Origin of the sequence: Mesorhizobium sp. M0029 (assembly GCF_040323735.1) — a bacterium.
Taxonomy (GTDB): domain Bacteria; phylum Pseudomonadota; class Alphaproteobacteria; order Rhizobiales; family Rhizobiaceae; genus Mesorhizobium.
Map to the genome: position 1 here is coordinate 222,334 of NZ_JAMYVF010000009.1, position 21,169 is coordinate 243,502.

The following is a 21,169-nucleotide window of genomic DNA, read 5'->3' on the forward strand; positions in this document are numbered from 1 at the left end:
GCCTGATGAAGAAACCGCGCGCGACCGCGACGACGAGCGGGTCGGACGGGCTGGCGTCAGCCGGCGATGTCGCCGCAATTGTTGCAGGCACGCATGGCGATCCTTTTGCAATCCTGGGCGTGCATGATGCCGGCAAGAGCCTGGTTGCCCGCTGCTTCGTCCCCAATGCCGAGTTCGTCACCGCATACACGCTGGCCGGCAAGAACGCCGGCGAACTCACGCGGCGCGACGACGCCGGTTTCTTCGAAGGCAGACTGTCGATCAAGAAGCGTCAGCCGCTGCGCTATCACGCCGAAAATGCCGGCGGCGACTGGTGGCTGACCGATCCCTATTCCTTCGGCCCGGTGCTCGGCCCGATGGACGACTACTATATCGCGCAAGGGTCGCACCTCAGGCTGTTCGACAAGCTCGGCGCCCATCTCCTCGACCATGAAGGCGCGTCGGGCGTCCATTTCGCCGTCTGGGCGCCCAATGCAAGGCGCGTCTCCGTGGTCGGCGACTTCAACGAATGGGACGGCCGCCGGCACACGATGCGCGACCGCCGCGACACCGGCATCTGGGAACTGTTCATTCCCGATATCGGCGCCGGCCACCCCTATAAATACGAGATCATTGCCCCCGACGGCGTGCGCCTGCCGCTCAAGGCCGATCCGTTCGCCTTCAAGTCGGAATTGCGCCCGGCCACAGCCTCAGTGACGGCGGTGCCGCCGGCGCATGAATGGGGCGACGAGGCGCATCGCAATTACTGGCGAAAGGCCGATCCCCGGCGCGAAGCCATATCGATCTACGAGGTCCATGCCGGTTCGTGGCAGCAGCACGATGATGGCAGCTTCCTGTCATGGGACGAACTCGCCAACCAGCTCATCCCCTATGCTGTCGAGACCGGCTTCACCCACATCGAGTTCCTGCCGATCTCCGAACATCCCTATGACCCGTCATGGGGTTATCAGACAACCGGACTTTATGCCCCCTCGGCGCGCTTCGGCGACCCCGACGGCTTCGCCCGTTTCGTCGACGGTGCGCACCGCGCCGGCGTCGGCGTCATCCTCGACTGGGTGCCGGCGCATTTCCCAGTCGATGCGCATGGCCTGGCCAATTTCGACGGCACAGCGCTTTATGAGCATGCCGATCCGCGCAAGGGTTTTCATCCCGACTGGAACACCGCGATCTACAATTTCGGCCGCCGCGAGGTGGTGTCGTTCCTCGTCAATAACGCGCTGTTCTGGGCCGAGAAATACCATGTCGACGGTTTGCGCGTGGATGCGGTGGCCTCGATGCTCTACCTCGATTATTCGCGCAAGGCCGGCGAGTGGATCCCCAACGAGAAGGGCGGCCGCGAAAACCTCGAAGCAGTCTCCTTCCTGCAGAAGATGAACAAGGAGGTCTACGGCCACCATCCCGGCGTGATGACCATCGCCGAGGAATCGACCTCATGGCCGAAGGTCTCGGCGCCGGTGCATGAAGGCGGGCTGGGCTTCGGCTTCAAATGGAACATGGGCTTTATGCACGACACGCTGGAGTATTTCGCCAAGGAGCCGATCTTCCGCAAACATCACCACAACGACCTGACCTTCGGCCTGACCTACGCCTTCTCCGAGAATTTCGTGCTGCCGCTGTCCCATGACGAGGTCGTGCACGGCAAGGGCACGCTGCTCGGCAAGATGGCCGGCGACGACTGGCAGAAGTTCGCGACTTTGCGCGCCTTCTATGCCTTCATGTGGGGCTATCCCGGCAAGAAGCTGTTGTTCATGGGCCAGGAATTCGCCCAGCGCCGCGAGTGGAGCGAGGCGCGCGCGCTCGACTGGAACCTGCTCGACTTCCACCCGCATCGCGGCGTCTGGCAGACGGTGCGCGACCTCAACTATCTCTACCGCTCGCGCCCGGCGCTGCATGCGCGCGACTGCGAGCCGGACGGCTTCTCCTGGCTGATCGTCGACGACAAGGAAAATTCGGTCTTCGCCTGGCTGCGCAGCGCGCCCGGCGGCAACCCGATCGCCGTCATTTCCAACTTCACGCCAGTGCCGCGCGACAATTATCGCGTGCCATTGCCCAAGGTCGGCAAATGGCGCGAAATCATCAACACCGACGCTTCGGACTATGGTGGTTCGGGCAAGGGCAATGGCGGTGTGGTCGAAGCAAGGGCGGAAGGAGGAGGCATTTCGGCAACGATGCTTTTGCCGCCGCTGTCGACGATCATGCTTGAACTCGTTGCGGACTAGATCCGTCAACTCGTTGCGGACTAGGTCCGTCAACTCGTTTCGGATTAGGTCCGTCGACTCGTTGCGGACCGGGCGATGCTCCAGACTGGTAATTTGGGAGGGTAAAAATGGCAGACTTGAAGAGAACCCAGCCGCTGGCGCGCGATGCCATGGCCTATGTGCTGGCCGGCGGCCGCGGCAGCCGGCTCAAGGAATTGACCGACCGCAGGGCCAAGCCGGCCGTCTATTTCGGCGGCAAGACGCGCATCATCGATTTCGCGCTGTCCAATGCGCTGAATTCCGGCATTCGTCGCCTCGGTGTCGCCACCCAGTACAAGGCGCATTCGCTGATCCGCCACCTGCAGCGCGGCTGGAACTTCCTGCGCCCGGAGCGAAACGAAAGCTTCGACATCCTGCCGGCCTCGCAGCGTGTCTCGGAAACCCAGTGGTATGAAGGCACCGCCGACGCCGTCTACCAGAACATCGACATCATCGAGGCCTATGGCCCTGAATATATGGTGATCCTGGCCGGCGACCATATCTACAAGATGGACTACGAGCTGATGCTTCGCCAGCACGTCGACGCCAATGCCGACGTCACTGTTGGTTGCCTCGAAGTGCCGCGCTTGGAAGCGACCGGCTTCGGTGTCATGCATGTCGATGGCAAGGACAACATCATCGCCTTCGTCGAAAAGCCCGCCGACCCGCCCGGCATTCCCGACAAGCCGGAATTCGCGCTGGCCTCTATGGGCATCTATGTCTTCAAGACCAAGTTCCTGATGGAACAACTGCGCCGCGATGCGGCCGAGCCGGGTTCGAGCCGCGACTTCGGCAAGGACATCATCCCCTACATCGTCCAGCACGGTAAGGCGATCGCGCATCGCTTCGCCAAGTCCTGCGTGCGCTCGACGGCCGAGAACGAAGCCTATTGGCGCGATGTCGGCACGGTCGACGCCTACTGGGAAGCCAATATCGACCTGACCGACATCACTCCCGAACTCGACCTCTACGACCGCGACTGGCCGATCTGGACCTATGCCGAATTGAAGCCGCCGGCAAAGTTCGTGCATGACGAGGATGGCCGGCGCGGTTCGGCCGTCTCCTCGCTGGTCTCAGGCGACTGCATCGTCTCGGGTGCTTCGCTGAAGCGCAGCTTGATCTTCACCGGGGCGCGCATCAACTCCTATTCGACGCTGGAAGAGGTCGTCATGCTGCCCGACGTTCATGTCGGCCGGAACGCAAAGTTGAAGCGCGTCGTCATCGACCACGGTGTAAGGATACCGGAAGGGCTGGTGGTTGGCGAAGACCCTGTTCTCGACGCCAAGCGTTTCCGGGTCTCGGAAAAGGGCATCTGCCTGGTCACGCAGGACATGATCGACAAGCTGAAGCTGTAAGACGGGATACCATAAACGCATGCAGGTTCTGTCGGTCACGCCCGAGATATTCCCGCTGATCAAGACCGGCGGACTTGCCGATGTGACCGGTGCATTGCCGATCGCGCTGGCCGCCAAGGGCGTGACCATGCGCACGCTCATCCCCGGCTTTCCCCAGGTGATGGACGCCTTCAAGAAAAAGAAGGCTGTCTACCAATACCCGCTGCTGCAGGGCGGCAAGGCTTCGGTCCATGCCGTCAAGATCGCCGGGCTCGACCTGTTCGTGCTCGACGCGCCGCATCTCTACGATCGTCCCGGCGGCCCTTACGGCAATGCGGCCGGCGCCGATTGGCCCGACAATTGGCGGCGTTTTGCTGCGCTGAGCCAGGTCGGTGGCGATATCGCCGGCGGCGCCATTTCCGGCTACCAGCCGGATCTCGTCCACGCCCATGACTGGCAGTCGGCGATGACGCTGGCCTATATGCGCTACGGCAAGGCGGTCGGCGTGCCGTCGCTGATCACGGTTCACAACCTTGCCTTCCAGGGTCAGTTCGGCGCCGGCATTTTTGGCGAGCTCGGCTTGCCGGCCGCGGCGATGGTGCTCGACGGCGTAGAATACTATGGCGGCGTCGGCTTCCTCAAGGCCGGCCTGCAGGCGGCCTGGGCGATCACCACGGTGAGCCCCACCTATGCCCAGGAAATCCGCTCGCCGGAATTCGGCATGGGCCTCGACGGCCTGATCAACATGCGCTCTTCCGACCTCTACGGCATCGTCAACGGCATCGACACCGACATCTGGAACCCGGAGACCGACAAGCATCTGGTGTCGGCCTACTCCGCCGCGACGCTCAAGGCTCGGCTTCCCAACCGGGCGGTTGTCGAGGACCGCTTCAGCCTCGAGCGCGACGACAGTCCGATCGTCTGCGTCGTCAGCCGGCTGACCTGGCAGAAGGGCATGGACATACTGGCGGCTGTGGTCGACGGCGTCGTCGCCACCGGCGCGCGGCTGGCGATCCTCGGCTCAGGCGACGCCGGCCTGGAAGGCGCGCTGCTGGCTGCCACCGCCCGCCATCGCGGCCGTGTCGGCGTCGTCGTCGGCTATGACGAGGGGCTTTCCCACACCATGCAGGGCGGCTGCGACGCCATCGTCATCCCGTCGCGCTTCGAGCCTTGCGGGCTGACCCAGCTTTACGGCCTACGCTATGGCTGCGTGCCCGTCGTCGCCCGCACCGGCGGCCTTGCCGACACCATCATCGACGCCAATGAAGCAGCGATCTCGGCCGGTGTCGCCACCGGCTTCCAGTTCGCGCCCAATAGTGGCGGCGCCATGCTGCACGCCATCCGCCGGCTGGTCGATGCGCATTCGAGCCCGGCCGTCTGGGAACAGATCCAGCGCCAGGGCATGAAGGCCGATGTCTCCTGGGACAAGAGCGCCGACAAATACGTTGAACTCTACCGCCTGCTGCTTTCGAAAAGGGTTGCCTGAAGCATGATCCGGACCGTCGCCACCAAACCCTATCTCGACCAGAAACCCGGCACGTCCGGCCTGCGCAAGAAGGTGCCTGTCTTTCAGCAGGAGCACTATGCCGAGAACTTCATCCAGTCGATCTTCGACGCGCTGGAGGGCTTTGAGGGCAAGACGCTGGTGATCGGCGGCGACGGCCGCTTCTACAACCGCGAGGTCATCCAGAAGGCCATCGCCATGGCGGCGGCCAACGGCTTCGGCAAGGTGATGGTCGGGCAGGGCGGCATATTGTCGACGCCGGCGGCGTCGCATGTCATCCGCAAATACAAGACCTTCGGCGGCATCATCCTGTCGGCCAGTCACAATCCGGGCGGCCCGCACGAGGATTTCGGCATCAAGTACAATGCCGGCAATGGCGGCCCGGCGCCGGAAAAGCTGACCGACGCGATCTTCGAAAAGACCAAGACGATTTCGAGCTTCAAGACCGCCGACATCGACCAGATCGACATCGACAAGATCGGCACGGTGACCGCCGGCGGCATGGCGGTCGAGATTATCGACCCGGTCACCGACTATGCCGAATTGATGGAGAGCCTGTTCGACTTCGACGCCATCCGCGCCAATTTCAAATACGGCTTCCGCATGCGCTTCGACGCCATGCATGCGGTCACCGGCCCGTATGCCAAGGAAATCCTCGAGCGCCGGCTCGGCGCGGAGAATGGCACCTGCCGCAACTACAAGCCGCTGCCGGATTTTGGCGGCCATCACCCGGATCCGAACCTGGTCCACGCCAAGCATCTCTATGACGAGATGATGGGACCGGATGCGCCCGATTTCGGCGCCGCTTCCGACGGCGACGGTGACCGCAATCTCATCATCGGCAAGGGCATTTTCGTCACCCCGTCGGATTCGGTGGCCATGCTTGCCGCCAATGCGCAATTCGCGCCGGGCTACAAGGACGGCCTCAAAGGCATCGCCCGCTCGATGCCGACCAGCGGCGCTGCCGACCGCGTCGCCGAACAGCTCGGCATCGGCATCTACGAAACGCCGACCGGTTGGAAGTTCTTCGGCAATCTGCTCGATGCCGGCATGGCAACGATCTGCGGCGAGGAAAGCGCCGGCACCGGCTCGAACCATGTCCGTGAAAAGGACGGGCTGTGGGCGGTGCTGTTGTGGCTGAACATCCTGGCCGTGCGCGGCGAAAGCTGCAAGGACGTCGTCACCGAACATTGGGCGACCTACGGCCGCAATTACTATTCACGTCATGACTATGAGGAGGTCGAAACCGAGCGCGCCAACGCCCTGGTCGATGAACTCCGCGCCAAGCTGACCTCGCTGCCCGGCACCAGCGTGCGCGGCCTGAAGATCGCCAATGCCGACGACTTCGCCTATCACGATCCCGTCGACGGTTCGGTGAGCAAGAACCAGGGCATCCGCATCCTGTTCGAAGGCGGCTCGCGTGTCGTGTTTCGTTTGTCCGGCACCGGCACGTCGGGTGCTACGCTGCGCGTCTACATCGAGCGCTACGAGCCGGACAGAGCGCGGCATGACCTCGGCACGCAAGAGGCGCTCGCCGAGCTGATCGCGGCTGCCGATGATATCGCCGGGATCAAGAGCCACACCGGGCGCAACAAGCCGAGCGTGATTACTTGAGGGTGGTGACGTCTTTACCCTCCCCCTTGTGGGGAGGGTCGATCCGCGCAGCGGATCGGGGTGGGGGTGCTCGTAAAGCGCTTTCCCCGCGCCGACCCCCACCCCGCTCACTTCGTTCGCGACCCTCCCCACAAGGGGGAGGGTGGAGGATGCGCCGATGACCCAGCTCGGCGCAACCGTCACTCCCGAAGGCATCCGCTTCGCCGCCTGGTCGTCATCCGCGCGGCGCCTGTGGGTGTCGATCTTCGACGTCACCGGCGCCCGTGAAATCGACCGGCTCGAACTCCAGCCGGAAGGAGAGGGCGTCTATGCGCTGTTCGTCGCCGGCCTCGCTGCCGGCACCTGCTACGGCTTGCGCGCCGATGGCGACTATGCGCCCGAACGAGGCCTGTGGTTCGATCCCGACAAGCTGCTGACCGATCCCTACGCTGTCGAGATAGACCGGCCCTACCAGCATCGTTGGCGGCTTGCCGCCCGGCGCAACGAAGGCACCGATACCGCGCCGCTGATGCCGAAGACCGTCGCCCGCGCGCTGCCCAAGCCGCTGCCGGCCAAGGCGCCTTTGTTCCAGCCGGGCGGTCTGATCTACGAACTCAATGTCCGTTCCTTCACCAGACTGCATCCGGACGTGCCCCAAGCGCAGCGCGGCACCATTGCGGCACTTGCGCATCCGGCCATCCTCGAACACCTCAGAAAGATCGGCGTCTCCGCCGTTGAGCTAATGCCCGTGACGGCATGGATCGATGAGCGCCATCTACCGCCGCTCGGCCTCAGCAACGCATGGGGCTACAACCCAGTCACCTTCATGGCGCTCGATCCGCGGCTGGCGCCGGGCGGCCTCGCCGAGTTGCGCGATACTGTGGGGGTGCTGCGCAGGGTTGGCATTGGCACCATCCTCGATCTCGTCTTCAATCATACCGGCGAAAGTGACCGGCTCGGGCCGACGCTGTCGCTGCGCGGCCTCGACAATCAAGCCTACTACCGCAGCGAGCCGGACGGCAGGTTGGCCAACGATACCGGCACCGGCAATACCATTGCCTGCGACCATCCGGTCGTTCGCGACATGGTACTCGACACGCTGCGCCATTTCGTCCGCCATGCCGGCGTCGACGGTTTCCGCTTCGACCTGACGCCGGTCCTCGGCCGCGTCGCTGGCGTATTCGATCCGGCGGCTCCGTTGCTCGAGACCATCGCAACCGATCCCATGCTTGCCGACAGGGTGCTGATTGCCGAGCCGTGGGACATCGGCCCGAATGGCTATCAGCTCGGCAATTTCCGGCCGCCTTACCTCGAATGGAACGACCGCTACCGCGACGACGTCAGGCGCTTCTGGCGCGGCGATGCCGGCGCGGTCGGTGCGCTGGCGACAAGGCTCGCCGGCTCCTCCGATGTGTTCGGCAGGGAGGGCCAATCCGCCAGCCGCACGGTCAACTTCATCGCCGCACACGATGGCATGACGCTGGCCGATATCGTCGCCTATGAAGCCAAACACAACCAGGCCAATGGCGAGAAGAACCGCGACGGCCACAATGAGAACCTGTCCTGGAACAACGGCGTCGAGGGCGAAACCTCGGACAAGGCGATTGCCGAGGCCCGTTCCCATGATCGCTTCGCGCTGCTCGCCACTCTGTTTGCCTCGCGCGGCACCATCATGCTGACGGCGGGCGATGAGTTCGGCCGCACGCAAGGGGGCAACAACAACGCCTATGCGCAGGACAACGCCATCACCTGGCTCGACTGGGCCGGGCGCGACGTCGGGCTGGAAGCCCATGTGTCCGCGCTCGCAGCTCTGCGCGGCGCGGTGCCGGCGCTTTCCGATACGCGCTTCCTGACCGGAGAGCCGCCGGCCGGTTCTGAAACGCCCGACGTCGCCTGGCTGACCGAGACCGGCGCGCCGCTCAGCGAAGCCGACTGGAACGATGGCTCGCGCCATCGCCTCGTCATGCTGCTCGGCGATGGCGGCGAAGGCCGCCTGGCTGTGATCGTCAATGGCGATCGCCGCCAATGCGTCTTCACGCTGCCCGCGCGGCAAGGGTTTGAATGGCAGCCGGCTGTTCAAGCGCAAGCGGTCGACCTCGCGTGGCCGCTGCCCGGCCGCAGTGTCAGCTTCATGATCGAGCGCCGGACCGCAAAGGCCCGCGCCAGGAAGGGTCCGTGATGGCCGACGACAATGCCCAGCCGGGACCCGAACAGAGCGCCGACTGGTGGCGCGGCTGCGTCATCTACCAGATCTATCCTCGCTCCTTCCAGGACACCACCGGCGACGGCAGCGGCGACCTCTCAGGCATCACCTCACGGCTGGCGCACGTCGCCTCGCTCGGCGTCGACGCCGTCTGGCTGTCGCCCTTCTTCAAATCGCCAATGGCCGATATGGGCTACGACGTCTCCGACTATCAGGCGGTCGATCCGATGTTCGGCACGCTCGACGACTTTGACGCGCTGGTTGCCGAGGCGCACAGGCTCGGCCTGAAGGTGATCATCGATCAGGTGTTGTCGCACTCCTCCGACAAGCACGAATGGTTTGTAGAGAGCCGTGCCAGCAAGGATAATCCCAAGGCTGACTGGTATGTCTGGGCCGACACCAGGCCGGACGGCAACGCGCCCAACAACTGGCTGTCGGTCTTCGGCGGCCCGGCCTGGGAGTGGGACGCGACCCGCCGGCAATACTACATGCACAATTTCCTCGCCTCGCAGCCGGACCTCAACTTCCACAATCCTGAGGTTCAAGACGCGTTGTTGCAGACGGTGCGGTTCTGGCTCGAGCGCGGCGTCGACGGCTTCCGCCTGGATACGGTCAACTACTATGTCCACGACCGCTGGCTGCGCAGCAATCCGCCGCTGGCGTCGAGCGTCGCCGGCACCAATGGCGAAACCAACACCTATCTCTTCCAGGAGCATCTGTTTGACAAGACGCAACCGGAAAACCTCGGTTTCCTCAGGCGCTTCCGCGCTTTGCTCGACGAATATGACGGCCGCGCCAGTGTCGGCGAGGTCGGCGACGAAGGCCGTTCGCTGCAGACGCTGGCCGCCTACACATCCGGCGGCGACAAGCTCAACATGTGCTACACCTTCGACCTGCTCGGTCAGCAATTCTCAGCCGCCCATGTGCGCGGCTGCGTCGAGGCCTTCGAGGCAGCTGTCGCCGACGGCTGGGTCTGCTGGGCGTTCTCCAACCATGATGTCGTGCGCCATGTCAGCCGCTGGACGCGGCCGGGCGGCGATCCAGATGCGGTGGCGACATTCGCTATCGCTTTGCTCTCCTGCCTGCGGGGCTCGATCTGTCTCTACCAAGGCGAAGAGCTTGGGCTGGAGGAGGCGGAACTGACCTTCGAGGATCTGCGCGATCCCGTCGGCATCCGTTTCTGGCCGGGGGTAAAGGGCAGGGACGGCTGCCGCACACCGATGGTCTGGGAAGCGGGCGCCGACAATGCCGGTTTTTCCTCGGGAAAACCCTGGCTGCCGGTGCCGGAAAGCCACCGCGCTCGGGCGGTCGATATCCAGAACGCCGACGACAAGTCCGTGCTCGCCGGCTACCGGACGATGCTCGCCTTGCGCAAGGCGCATCTGGCGCTGGTCAAGGGCCCGATCCGCTTTCTTGATGCCGACGGCGATGTCCTTGCCTTCATCCGGCAGGGTGAGGACGCGATATTGCTCTGCGTCTTCAATTTCGCCGACAAGCCGGCCGACTGGCGGCTGCCGCCGGATCTCCAGCCTGTCGAGACGATCGCTCAGGGTGGCGGTGCCGTCCTGCAGGAGGAGGGGCTGTTGCTGCCGGCCTTGGGCTGGTTTGTCGGCAAGGTAGGCTGATCTTTCAGGGACGCCGTCCGGCGTCAACAAAGATCGTGTCCGCATGCAACCGTGCCGAGTGATCCGTGCAACGCCACCGGCGCCATGGTTTTCATTTTCGGGCTTCTTCGGTACTTTCGTCGAGCTTGGCCACGAACGGCATTCCTGGAATGTTTCCAGATGGTTGCGCTAATGACAACTGCTGAGGGCAAAACGCAAAATACAGGACAACCGCAAGCTGCACCCAATTGAACCTGGTAATATAGATTAGCTATGGCTGGTTTAGGGTGAGGATGCTCACTTAGCGTCAAGCAAGACTCGGTTGAAATAATATTTCCGTCTGTCTAGTCTCCTGCCACCAGCTGCCGGAACGGGAACCGGCGGCGCGCTCGAAGGGGCCAGAAATCGGTTCCGGGGCGTCAACACTCGTAAGGCGCAGCCGATGGGCAGCGCCACAGGGAGAGACTTCATGCTGAAAAATATGCTGAAGGCGACGCTTGTCGCCGCGACCATGACCTTTGCCGCAGGCACGTTCCTGACGCCGGCCCTTGCCGAGACCGTCTATAACAGAGGCAGCGCCGCCGAAGCGGAGACGGTCGATCCGCACAAGACCTCGACCGTCTACGAAGCCGATATCATACGCGACCTGTTCCAGGGACTGGTCATGCACGATCAGAAGACGAACCTCATCCCGGGCGCCGCCGAAAGCTGGACGGTATCTGATGACGGCACCGTCTACACCTTCAAGCTGCGCAAGGACGGCTTGTGGTCGGATGGCAGCCCGGTGACGGCGGACGACTTCGTCTATTCCTTCCGTAGGCTGGAGGATCCGGCGACCGCCGCTGAATACGCTTCCATGCTCTATCCCGTGAAGAACGCCGAGGAAGTCAACACCAAGAAAGGCAAGCCCGAGGACATGGGCGTCAAGGCGATCGACGCCAACACCCTGGAAGTGACGCTGAAGGCGCCGACGCCATACTTCCTGGAGATGCTGACCCACCAAGCTACCTATCCGGTCAACAAGGCCTCGATCGACAAGCTCGGCGCCGACTGGATCAAGGCGGGCAATCTCGTTTCGAACGGCGCCTATACATTGGCCGAGTGGATTCCCAACGACCACATGAAGCTGGTCAAGAATCCGAAATTCTGGGATGCCGCGACCGTCAAGATGGACGTCGTCAACTACATCCCGACCGAAGACCGCTCTTCGGCGATGAAGCGCTTCGAGGCAGGCGAACTCGACAGCTACGGCGACCTGCCGACCGAACAGCTCGCTGACCTCAAGACCAAGTTCGGCGATCAGGTCCGCGTCGGACCGTATCTCGGCACCTATTATTACGCGATCAAGACCGACAAGGCGCCCTGGGACAATGTCGAGCTGCGCAACGCCATCTCGATGGCTATCGACCGCGACTTCCTGGCCGAAAAGGTCTGGCAGAATTCCATGCTGCCCGGCTATTCGATGGTGCCTCCGGGCATCGCCGGCTACACGCCGGCAATGGCCAAATACGCCGACATGCCGCAGATCGACCGCGAGGACGCCGCCAAGAAGATCCTTGAGAAACTCGGCTATACGCCCGAGCATCCGCTGAAGATGGAGATCCGCTACAACACCTCGGAAAACCACAAGAACACCGCGGTTGCCATCCAGGAACAGTTGAAGCCGCTTGGCGTCGAGATCACGCTGCTCAACACCGATACCAAGACCCACTATTCCTTCCTCGAGCAGAAGGGCAACTACGACGTGGCGCGTGCCGCCTGGATCGCCGACTACAAGGATCCCGAGACCTTCCTCGGAATCACCCGCAAGGCCAGCGGCAACAACTATTCGAACTACGTCAGCCCGGCATATGAGGCGGCCATGGACAAGGCCGCGGCTGCCGGCGGCAAGCCGGAAGAGCGCATGAAGGACCTCACTGAGGCCGAGCGCATCCTTGTCGATGACGTCGGCAACATTCCGCTTCTCTACTACAGCTTCCACGATATCGTTTCCTCGAAGCTGCATGGCTTCGATGACAATGTGATGGACATCCATCCGTCCCGCTTCGTCTCCAAGGACTGATAATCATCCTTGACTGGACCGCCGCGCCCCCATTTGGGCCGGCGGACTGGTCGGTCATCGCACCGGTCCGAAAGTCGTGGTCGATTTTCGGCAAGCCCGATGCGAAGATTTGGCGCCGGAGCGTGGCAATGCGTCCGCATGGACGTATGTCGCTCTGGCCGAAGCGGGGCGCCGATGCTGCGATACATCTTACGGCGGCTTCTGACCGCCATTCCGACGCTGTTCGTCATCGTGACCATGGCGTTCTTCCTGATACGCGTCGCACCGGGCGGCCCCTTCAATCAGGAGCGGGGCCTCAGTCCCGAGATCAGGGCCAATCTGGAAGCACAGTTCGGCCTCGACGATCCGCTCTGGCTGCAATATGCCCACTATCTCGGCAATCTTCTGCGCGGCAATTTCGGGCCGAGCTACAATTTGCCTGACTTCACCGTCACCGAACTGTTTGCCAAGGGGCTGCCGATATCGGTCCAGCTCGGCACCTCGGCGCTGATCCTGGCGCTGCTGCTTGGTTCGGTGCTCGGCACCATCGCCGCGCTCAACCAGAACAAGCTTGGCGACTATACGGTGATTGCGCTGGCGACCGCCGGCAGCACTATCCCCACCTTCGTCATCGCTCCTGTGATTCAGCTGGTGTTCGGATTGACCTGGAAGCTGTTGCCGATCGGCGGCTGGGGTGATGGCGCATTGATCAACAAGATCGGCCCGGTGCTGACGCTGGCCTTGCCGCAGATCGCCATCGTTGCCCGCCTGATGCGCGGGTCGATGATCGAGAGCTTGCGTTCGCATCATATCCGAACGGCGCGTGCGCTCGGCCTCTCCGACTGGTCGGTGGTGGTCAAGCACGCGCTGCGCGGCGCCATCCTGCCGATCGTTTCCTTCACCGGCCCGGCAGCCGCGGCGCTGCTCACCGGTTCGGTCATCGTCGAGACCATCTTCTCCATTCCCGGTGTCGGCCGCTATTTCGTCGATGCCGCGCTCAACCGCGACTACACGCTGGTGATGGGGACCGTGGTGGTGATCGCGCTCTTCACCATCGTCTTCAACCTGATCGTCGACGTCATGTACGCGGTCGTCGACCCGAGGGTGCGCTATGACTGAGGGTGCGCTATGACCGACATCACAGCCGCCGCCGCTCCGCCGGCCGTCGTCGGCCGCTCGCTCTGGGGCGACGCATGGGCGCGCCTCAAAGCCAACCGCGCCGCCATGTTCAGCCTCTATTATTTGGCCTTCATTGGCGTCATCAGCATCTTCGGCCCCTGGTTCGTGCCGCATCAGTACACCACCATCTATGCCGACTATGTGCGCACGCCACCAAGCTTTTCAGCCTATCCGAAGCCGGACATGATCGAGACGGCGCTCAAGGATGCCATCAAGCGCATGCGCGTCGACATCAAGGAGTGGAAACTGGAGGGCAGTCGCGTCACCGTCACCGTCACCTCGACCAAACCGATCGACGACCGCAACATCCGCTATCTCGACCGCTCCGATGCCTTCGACGATACCAAGATAGAGAGCAAATCGGCCGACGGGCTCGAATTGACTATGACTGCGTCGGTCAAACAGCAGTACTTCCTGTTCGGCACCGACAACACCGGTCGCGATCTTCTCTCGCGAACGCTGATGGCAGGGCGCATCTCGCTGGCCATCGGCCTGCTTGCCGGCATTGTCGCGGTGGTCATCGGCGTCCTCTACGGGGCGGCGTCCGGCTTTTCCGGCGGCAAGATCGACGAGGTGATGATGCGCATCGTCGACGTGCTCTATTCCTTGCCCTTCATTTTCTTTGTCATCATGCTGGTGGTGTTCTTCGGCCGCAACTTCGTGCTGATGTTCCTGGCGGTGGGAGCGGTGCTGTGGCTCGACATGGCGCGCATCGTGCGCGGCCAGGCGCTGTCGATCCGGCGGCAGGAGTATGTCCAGGCGGCCGAAGCCATGGGCGTCGGCCAGCGCGGCATCCTGCTGCGCCATGTCATCCCCAATCTGCTCGGACCAGTAGTGATCTACATGACGCTGCTGGTGCCGCAGGTCATCATCCTGGAAAGCTTTCTGTCCTTCCTCGGCCTTGGCGTGCAGGAACCGATGACCAGCTGGGGCGTGCTCATCTCCGTCGGCGCCAAGAACATCGGCACCGCCAACTGGCTGCTTTTGTTCCCCGCCTTCTTCCTCGTGTCGACGCTGTTTGCGCTGAACTTCGTCGGCGACGGCCTGCGCGACGCGCTCGATCCGAGAGACCGATGAAGATGGGACCGATAAAGATGGGGACCGATAAGATGGGGACCGTTGCGATGGAAACGCCCGAAACGATCCTCAGCGTCAAGGACCTTCGCGTCCGCTTCCGCACGCTCGACGGCGCGGTCGAAGCGGTCAAGGGCATCAACATCCACGTCAAGGCAGGGGAAACCGTTGCCGTGGTCGGCGAATCCGGATCCGGCAAGAGCCAGACCATGATGGCGGCGATGAGCCTGCTGGCGTCCAATGGCGAGGCGACGGGTCACGTCGATTATCGCGGCCGCAACCTTTTGACCATGAGCAAGCCCGACCTCAACAAGGTGCGCGGCGCCAAGATCAGCATGATCTTCCAGGAGCCGATGACCTCGCTCGATCCACTCTATTCGATCGGCAACCAGCTTATCGAACCGATTCGCAAGCACCGCGGGCTGAACGCAGCCGAGGCACGGAACGAGGCGCTCAAGTTGCTCAGGCTGGTGCATATCCCCGATCCCGAGCGGCGGATGAAATCCTATCCGCACGAAATGTCGGGTGGCCAGCGCCAGCGCGTCATGATCGCCATGGCATTGGCCAACGACCCCGACATCCTGATCGCCGACGAGCCGACGACGGCGCTCGACGTCACCATCCAGGCGCAGATCCTGGTGCTGCTCGCCGAATTGCAGCGCAAGCTCGGCATGGCCATCGTCTTCATCACCCACGATCTCGGCATCGTCCGGCGCTTTGCCGACCGCGTCTATGTCATGCGCTATGGCGAGGTGGTCGAGGAAGGCGAGGCGGAAGCACTTTTCGCCAACCCGCAGCATGCCTATACCAAAATGCTGCTGGCCGCCGAACCGACCGGCACCAAGGCGGCGCCGCCGCCCAGCGCTCCGGTGCTGCTGGAGGGCCGCAATGTCGAAGTGACCTTCAAGATCGGCGGCGGCTTCCTTGCCGGCGAACCGCTGCTGCTACGCGCCGTCGATCACATTTCGATCCGGCTGAAGCGCAACCAGACCATCGGTATCGTCGGCGAGTCCGGTTCGGGAAAATCGACGCTCGGCCGCGCACTTCTGCGCCTGTTGCCCAGCGACGGTGTCATCCGCTTCGGCGACCGCGACATCTCCACCGCCGACCGCCAGGCGATGCGGCCGCTGCGACGTGAGATGCAACTCGTCTTCCAGGATCCGTTCGGCTCGCTGTCGCCGCGCATGACCGTCGGCCAGATCATCACCGAAGGGCTTCTGGTGCATGAGCCGAACCTGTCAGGTAAGCAACGCGATCAGCGCGCCGTCGAGGCCTTGCTCGAGGTCGGCCTCGACCCCAACGCACGCAACCGCTACCCGCACGAATTCTCCGGCGGCCAGCGCCAGCGCATCGCCATCGCGCGTGCCGTGATCCTGAAGCCCAAACTGGTGGTGCTGGACGAGCCGACTTCGGCGCTCGACCGCTCGGTGCAGAAGCAGATCGTCGAATTGCTGCGCAAGCTGCAGGCCGACCACGAACTGTCCTACCTCTTCATCAGCCACGATCTCTCCGTGGTGCGCGCCATGGCCGACTACATCATCGTCATGAGGCAGGGCAAGATCGTCGAGGAAGGGCCGACGGAAGAGATCTTCAGCGACCCGAAGGCGGCCTACACGCAGACGCTGATGGCTGCGGCGATCGATGTGACCCGGTTCCGGTTGAGTGCTTGAGATAGTAGCGTGAGGTTAATCAACAGGGCAGGGCCGAATCGCTCAGCCCGCTGACCTGGGGCATCGGCTGGTCCTCGTGGCGACAATGGCCGCCTCGCGCTCTTTCAGCCGTTCGATCCTGGCCGTCTCGCGGTTGGCGACGGCGCTCTTGACGCGTGCCCCGCCGAGCAGCCAGTTCGGCACGCTGGTGTTGGTGACCTTGCCGCGGGTGATGGCGGTCTGCGAGATTTCGCGCGCGGTATCGCCCACCGCATTATTGAGCTCGGCGCATGTCATGCGGTCGTATTTCGCCGGGTTGACCGCGCTGCCCAGCGATGAGCAGCCTGCCATCAGGAAAAGAACAAGCATCGCTGACAGCCGGCCTGCGCTTGAAATAAACAAATTCATCTTCCGCAAACCTCGTTCCGGCCGCTGTCTCGGCGGCATTCCTATTATCGAGGTAGCGCGGATGGTTGTCGCGTCAAAACACCATGCTGACAGCGAACGCCGACGCGGCCGGTTTGCATCAAGCTATCTTGTGGGTCGGGAGAACAAACACCTAAGTGTCTGTTTTTTCTGGTCGGAGTGGCAGGATTTGAACCTGCGACCCCCTCGTCCCGAACGAGGTGCGCTACCAGGCTGCGCTACACTCCGTGACCAGACCGCGGGCTTATAGCCGCCGCATACCGTTCCTGCAAGCGGCAATGGCAGCGCTTCTGTCGCATTTCGTTGGCTTTCGTTGGGCATTGCCGCAAAGCTTGGCTTTCCCTCCCGGGATAAACCCGGCTTAAAGCCTTGTGTGCTAAGTCGCAGCCTCGATAAATCGTGCTTTCGCCATCTGGAGCTCTGCTGCCTTGTCCCTGAAAATCGTAGGCGACGCCCGGTCCAACAGTTTCGAATTCGAAACCGAAGCGCTGATCAAGGCGTCCGGCTTTCGCGAATACGACGCGCGCTGGTGGTTTGGCCATGCCGGCTCCGCGCAACGGCCGGACCTGAACCTGATCGGCGTCCAAGCGTTGGGCATGGGCCTGGGCACCTTGATCCGCCGTCTTGGCGCGGGTCCCGACATCGTCACCGGGCATGATTTCCGCTCCTATTCGCTTGCCATCAAGCTGGCGCTGGTTTCCGGCCTGATGGCTGCGGGCGCAAAGGTGAAAGACATTGGCCTGGCGCTGTCGCCCATGGCCTACTTCGCCCAGTTCGCGCTCGACGTGCCATCCGTCGCCATGGTCACGGCGTCGCACAACGAGAATGGCTGGACCGGAGTCAAGATGGGTGCGGCGAGGCCGCTCACCTTCGGACCGGAGGAGATGAGCGCACTGAAACAGATCGTGCTGTCGAGCGACTTCGATCTCGCCGGCGGCGGCTCTTACGAATTCGTCGCCGGTTTTCGCGAGACCTATCTCGACGATCTGGTCGGCGGCAAGCACATCGCGCGCAAGCTCAGGGTTGTGGCCGCTTGCGGCAACGGCACTGCCGGCGCCTTCGCGCCACAGGCGCTGGAGCGCATCGGTTGCGAGGTGATCCCGCTCGATGTCGAGCTCGACCACAGTTTTCCGCGCTATAACCCGAACCCGGAAGACATGCAGATGCTGCATGCCATCAGGGACAAAGTGCTGGAAACAGGTGCCCATGTCGGCCTGGGTTTCGATGGCGACGGCGACCGTTGCGGCGTGGTCGACAATGAGGGCAACGAGATTTTTGCCGACAAGGTCGGCGTCATGCTCGCGCGGGACATATCAACCCAATATCCCGGCTCGACCTTCGTCGTCGACGTCAAGTCGACCGGCCTGTTCAACACCGACAGCGTGCTCCAAGCCAATGGCGCCGTCACCGATTATTGGAAGACCGGTCATTCCTACATAAAGCGCCGCGTCGCCGAGCTTGGCGCCGTCGCCGGCTTCGAGAAGTCGGGCCATTTCTTCTTCAATCCGCCGATCGGCCGCGGCTATGATGACGGTCTCATCACGGCAATAGCCATATGTGAGATGCTCGTCCGCAACCCCACAAGTTCGATGGCCGATCTCTATCGCGCGCTGCCGCTGACCTTCGGCACGCCGACCATGTCGCCGCATTGCGCCGATGACGTGAAATACGGCGTGGTCGATCGGGTGGTGGCGGACTTCCAGGCGATGCAGCGCGCCGGCAAGGCTTTTGCCGGCCAGAAGATCGCTGACCTGATCACCGTCAACGGCGTGCGCATCGTGGCCGAAGATGGCACCTGGGGCCTGGTACGGGCGTCGTCGAACAAGCCGGAGCTTGTCGTGGTTGTCGAAAGCCCGGTATCGTCCGACCGCCGCCGGCAGATGTTCGAGGCGGTCGACGCCGTGCTGCGCCGCAGCCCCGAAGTCGGCGCTTACAACCAGACGTTCTGATTGGACCTTTCATGACCGAGCGCATCGTCAGTTTTGTCATGAGCGGCGGTGTCGGTTCGCGGCTGTGGCCGCTGTCGCGCGAGGACAACCCGAAACAGTTCCACGATCTTTCCGGCGACGGCTCGATGCTGGCCAAGACACTGCGCCGGCTGACGGCGCGGCCGGAGGGCGAAACGCCGATCTTCCTGATCGCCGCCGAGCGCCATGCCGAGCGCGTGCATGCCGACCTTGCCGGACTCGACCTCGCCGGCGGTGGCCCGCTGTTCGAGCCGACCGGGCGCAACACGGCTGCCGCCGTGGCGCTGGCCGCGCTGCGCACGCTTTCTGAATTCGGCGACAGCCTGGTTCTGGTGGTTCCGTCCGACCACGAAATCGCCACCCCCAGGCAGTTCTGGCAGAGCGTCGAGGCGGGTAGCCAGGCAGCGCTTGCCGACCGTCTGGTGGTGTTCGGCATCAAGCCGACGCAGCCCGAGACCGGCTATGGGTATATCGAAGTCGCAGCCGAAAGCGGCGGCGTCTTCGACGTGTCGCGCTTCGTCGAAAAGCCCGACCTCGCCACTGCGCAGAGCTATCTCAGTGCGGGCACCTTCTACTGGAACACCGGCATTTTCCTGTTTCGCGCCGGCGCCATGCGCGACGCATTTGCGGCCTTCCAGCCCGACATCTGGCAGGCCACCGAAGCGGCCTACAAGGCAGCGACTTCGGATCTGTCCGGCCTCTATATGCCGCTCGACCTCTACGCCGCCATCCCGTCGAACTCGATCGACTACGCCATCATGGAGCGGGCCAAGGACATCGTCATGGTGCCGGCCGGCTTTCGCTGGAACGACCTCGGCTCCTGGCAGTCGCTGCTCGATGTCGGCCCTGCTGATGCCAATGGCAATGTCGTCGTCGGCGATGTCGTCGCCATCGATTGCGAGAACTCCTACATCAGAAGCGACGGCCGGCTTTTGTCGGCGATCGGCATGAAGGACGTCGCCATCGTCTCGACGGCGGACGCCACCTTCGTCGCGCCGGTCAGCCACAGCCAGCACGTCAAGAAGATCGTCGAGCAGCTGGAGAAATCGGGACGGCTGGAAACCAGGTTTACGCCGGCACACGACCGCGTCATCGAGAGCGGCGCCTGGCGTCGGCGCGTGCATCACTGGCTGTTCGAGGAGACCTTGCCGCTGTGGTCGACTTCAGGCGTCGATGAGCGTCATGGCGGCTTCCACGAGGCGCTCGGCTTCGACGGCGAGGCGCTGTTGAAGCCCAAGCGCATGCGCACGACGGCGAGGCAAGTCTACGCCTTCGCCGTTGCCAAGGCCCGCGGCTGGGACGGTCCAGCCGATCGCCTGATCTCCCATGGCATCGCCTTCATGGCCGGCAAGGGCCGCACGGACCGGGGCGGCTGGGTGCGCACGCTCAATGTCGACGGCTCCGTCGCCGACCCAACCGAGGATGCCTACGACCATTCCTGCGTGCTGCTGGCGCTGGCGCATGCGCATATGTGCGGCAATCCGGATGCGCTGCGGCTGGGCCAGGAGACCTTCGTGTTCCTCGACGCGCATCTCGAGGACAGCCGCATGACCGGCTTCCTCGAGACGTCGGACGGCGAGGGCGAGCGGCGCTCCAACCCGCATATGCATCTGCTCGAGGCCTTCCTCGCCTGGTATGAGGCGACCGGCGACCGGACCTATCTGCGCCGCGCCGCGCGCATCATCGACCTTTTCCGCAGTCATTTCTTCGATGCCGAGAGCTGGACGCTGGGCGAATATTTCGACGCCGGGTGGAAGCCGGCCGCCGGCGAGAAGGGCACATGGACCGAGCCCGGCCATCATTTCGAATGGACCTCGCTGCTCACCGATTTCGTCGCCCGCAGCGGTCAGGGCGAGTTGAGCAATTTTGCCCGCAAGCTCTACGCCTCGGCCATCGCCAACGGCCTCAACCGCGCCACCGGCCTTGCCTACGGTGCGGTCTCCCGGCAGGGCCTGCCGCTCGACCTTGTATCGCGCAGCTGGCCGCAGGCGGAAGCGATCAAGGCGGCGATTGCGCTTGACGGTTCAGGTGGCCCCGACCTCAAACCGGAGATCGAAGCGCGCGTCGGCCGCCTGTTCCGCTGGCACATCGACCCGGCGCCGCTCGGCCTGTGGATCGACCGCATCGACGAACGCGGCCGCTCGCTGGCGAGCGATGTGCCGGCCAGCATCTTCTATCATCTGGTCTGCGCGCTGACGCAGTATCTGGACGGCACGGCGCAGAAGGGGTGAAGCGTTGGAGCTGCCAATCTCCCCGGTAGTGTGCTGAGAGTTCTGCAAATTCGCTGAGAGGGGGCGGTCACGGCAGGCTGGTGATTGTTCACGTCACCTGATTCCCGCGAAGGAACGCCACCATGAC

Annotated in this window: 13 protein-coding genes and 1 tRNA gene; 12 read left to right on the forward strand and 2 right to left on the reverse strand. The window is 63.4% G+C overall.

Features of this window, described 5'->3' with window-relative positions:
* Positions 1-5: 5 nt before the first annotated feature.
* From glgB to NKJ76_RS17485, 10 genes are all read left to right on the forward strand, one after another.
* A complete protein-coding gene (glgB, locus tag NKJ76_RS17440) occupies positions 6-2,219 on the forward strand; it encodes a 1,4-alpha-glucan branching protein GlgB (protein ID WP_352537969.1) in 2,214 nt (737 codons plus the stop codon).
* 107 nt (positions 2,220-2,326) lie between these two features.
* Positions 2,327-3,592, forward strand: coding sequence for a glucose-1-phosphate adenylyltransferase (gene glgC, locus NKJ76_RS17445; protein ID WP_023715696.1), 1,266 nt, complete (start codon positions 2,327-2,329; stop codon positions 3,590-3,592).
* A 19-nt stretch (positions 3,593-3,611) separates the two neighbouring features.
* Positions 3,612-5,057 (forward strand): glycogen synthase GlgA, encoded by a 1,446-nt coding sequence (gene glgA, locus NKJ76_RS17450; protein ID WP_352459684.1) that lies wholly within the window; start codon positions 3,612-3,614, stop codon positions 5,055-5,057.
* Positions 5,058-5,060: 3 nt separating this feature from the next.
* Positions 5,061-6,689, forward strand: coding sequence for an alpha-D-glucose phosphate-specific phosphoglucomutase (locus tag NKJ76_RS17455; protein ID WP_352459683.1), 1,629 nt, complete (start codon positions 5,061-5,063; stop codon positions 6,687-6,689).
* A gap of 157 nt (positions 6,690-6,846) precedes the next feature.
* Positions 6,847-8,847, forward strand: a complete 2,001-nt coding sequence (glgX, locus tag NKJ76_RS17460; protein WP_352537970.1) for a glycogen debranching protein GlgX — start codon at positions 6,847-6,849, stop codon at positions 8,845-8,847.
* Positions 8,847-10,496 (forward strand): beta-galactosidase BglA, encoded by a 1,650-nt coding sequence (gene bglA / locus NKJ76_RS17465; protein ID WP_023698150.1) that lies wholly within the window; start codon positions 8,847-8,849, stop codon positions 10,494-10,496. The genes glgX and bglA overlap by 1 nt, the downstream gene beginning before the upstream one ends.
* A gap of 448 nt (positions 10,497-10,944) precedes the next feature.
* Positions 10,945-12,537, forward strand: a complete 1,593-nt coding sequence (locus NKJ76_RS17470) for a peptide ABC transporter substrate-binding protein (protein ID WP_023670734.1) — start codon at positions 10,945-10,947, stop codon at positions 12,535-12,537.
* 174 nt (positions 12,538-12,711) lie between these two features.
* Complete coding sequence (locus NKJ76_RS17475; RefSeq protein ID WP_023684574.1) at positions 12,712-13,635, forward strand: ABC transporter permease subunit; 924 nt, start codon at positions 12,712-12,714, stop codon at positions 13,633-13,635.
* Between the two features lie 9 nt (positions 13,636-13,644).
* Positions 13,645-14,772: an ABC transporter permease gene (locus NKJ76_RS17480; RefSeq protein WP_352537971.1), complete on the forward strand. Its 1,128-nt coding sequence runs from the start codon at positions 13,645-13,647 to the stop codon at positions 14,770-14,772.
* A 47-nt stretch (positions 14,773-14,819) separates the two neighbouring features.
* Positions 14,820-16,439, forward strand: coding sequence for an ABC transporter ATP-binding protein (locus NKJ76_RS17485; RefSeq protein ID WP_352537972.1), 1,620 nt, complete (start codon positions 14,820-14,822; stop codon positions 16,437-16,439).
* A 42-nt stretch (positions 16,440-16,481) separates the two neighbouring features.
* On the opposite strand, the gene NKJ76_RS17490 is transcribed toward NKJ76_RS17485, so the two are convergent.
* Complete coding sequence (locus tag NKJ76_RS17490; RefSeq protein WP_245262528.1) at positions 16,482-16,787, reverse strand: hypothetical protein; 306 nt, start codon at positions 16,785-16,787, stop codon at positions 16,482-16,484.
* A gap of 208 nt (positions 16,788-16,995) precedes the next feature.
* Positions 16,996-17,072: transfer RNA gene (locus NKJ76_RS17495), tRNA-Pro, on the reverse strand.
* Between the two features lie 200 nt (positions 17,073-17,272).
* Here NKJ76_RS17495 and NKJ76_RS17500 point away from each other — a divergent pair.
* On the forward strand, positions 17,273-18,793 hold the full coding sequence (locus tag NKJ76_RS17500; RefSeq protein WP_352537973.1) for a phosphomannomutase/phosphoglucomutase: 1,521 nt from the start codon (positions 17,273-17,275) through the stop codon (positions 18,791-18,793).
* 11 nt (positions 18,794-18,804) lie between these two features.
* Entirely contained in the window at positions 18,805-21,042 is a 2,238-nt protein-coding gene (locus NKJ76_RS17505) for a mannose-1-phosphate guanylyltransferase/mannose-6-phosphate isomerase (protein ID WP_352537974.1), read from the forward strand.
* The last annotated feature ends 127 nt before the right edge of the window (positions 21,043-21,169 follow it).

What these genes read in the sequence shown, in the direction of transcription:
- bglA (WP_023698150.1), top strand. Translation starts at nt 8,847, where the DNA reads ATGGCCGACGACAATGCCCAGCCGGGACCCGAACAGAGCGCCGACTGG.
- glgA (WP_352459684.1), top strand. Translation starts at nt 3,612, where the DNA reads ATGCAGGTTCTGTCGGTCACGCCCGAGATATTCCCGCTGATCAAGACC.
- NKJ76_RS17475 (WP_023684574.1), top strand. Translation starts at nt 12,712, where the DNA reads ATGCTGCGATACATCTTACGGCGGCTTCTGACCGCCATTCCGACGCTG.
- NKJ76_RS17480 (WP_352537971.1), top strand. Translation starts at nt 13,645, where the DNA reads ATGACCGACATCACAGCCGCCGCCGCTCCGCCGGCCGTCGTCGGCCGC.
- NKJ76_RS17490 (WP_245262528.1), bottom strand. Translation starts at nt 16,787, where the DNA reads ATGCTTGTTCTTTTCCTGATGGCAGGCTGCTCATCGCTGGGCAGCGCG.
- glgB (WP_352537969.1), top strand. Translation starts at nt 6, where the DNA reads ATGAAGAAACCGCGCGCGACCGCGACGACGAGCGGGTCGGACGGGCTG.
- NKJ76_RS17505 (WP_352537974.1), top strand. Translation starts at nt 18,805, where the DNA reads ATGACCGAGCGCATCGTCAGTTTTGTCATGAGCGGCGGTGTCGGTTCG.
- NKJ76_RS17485 (WP_352537972.1), top strand. Translation starts at nt 14,820, where the DNA reads ATGGAAACGCCCGAAACGATCCTCAGCGTCAAGGACCTTCGCGTCCGC.
- NKJ76_RS17455 (WP_352459683.1), top strand. Translation starts at nt 5,061, where the DNA reads ATGATCCGGACCGTCGCCACCAAACCCTATCTCGACCAGAAACCCGGC.
- glgC (WP_023715696.1), top strand. Translation starts at nt 2,327, where the DNA reads ATGGCAGACTTGAAGAGAACCCAGCCGCTGGCGCGCGATGCCATGGCC.
- NKJ76_RS17470 (WP_023670734.1), top strand. Translation starts at nt 10,945, where the DNA reads ATGCTGAAAAATATGCTGAAGGCGACGCTTGTCGCCGCGACCATGACC.
- glgX (WP_352537970.1), top strand. Translation starts at nt 6,847, where the DNA reads ATGACCCAGCTCGGCGCAACCGTCACTCCCGAAGGCATCCGCTTCGCC.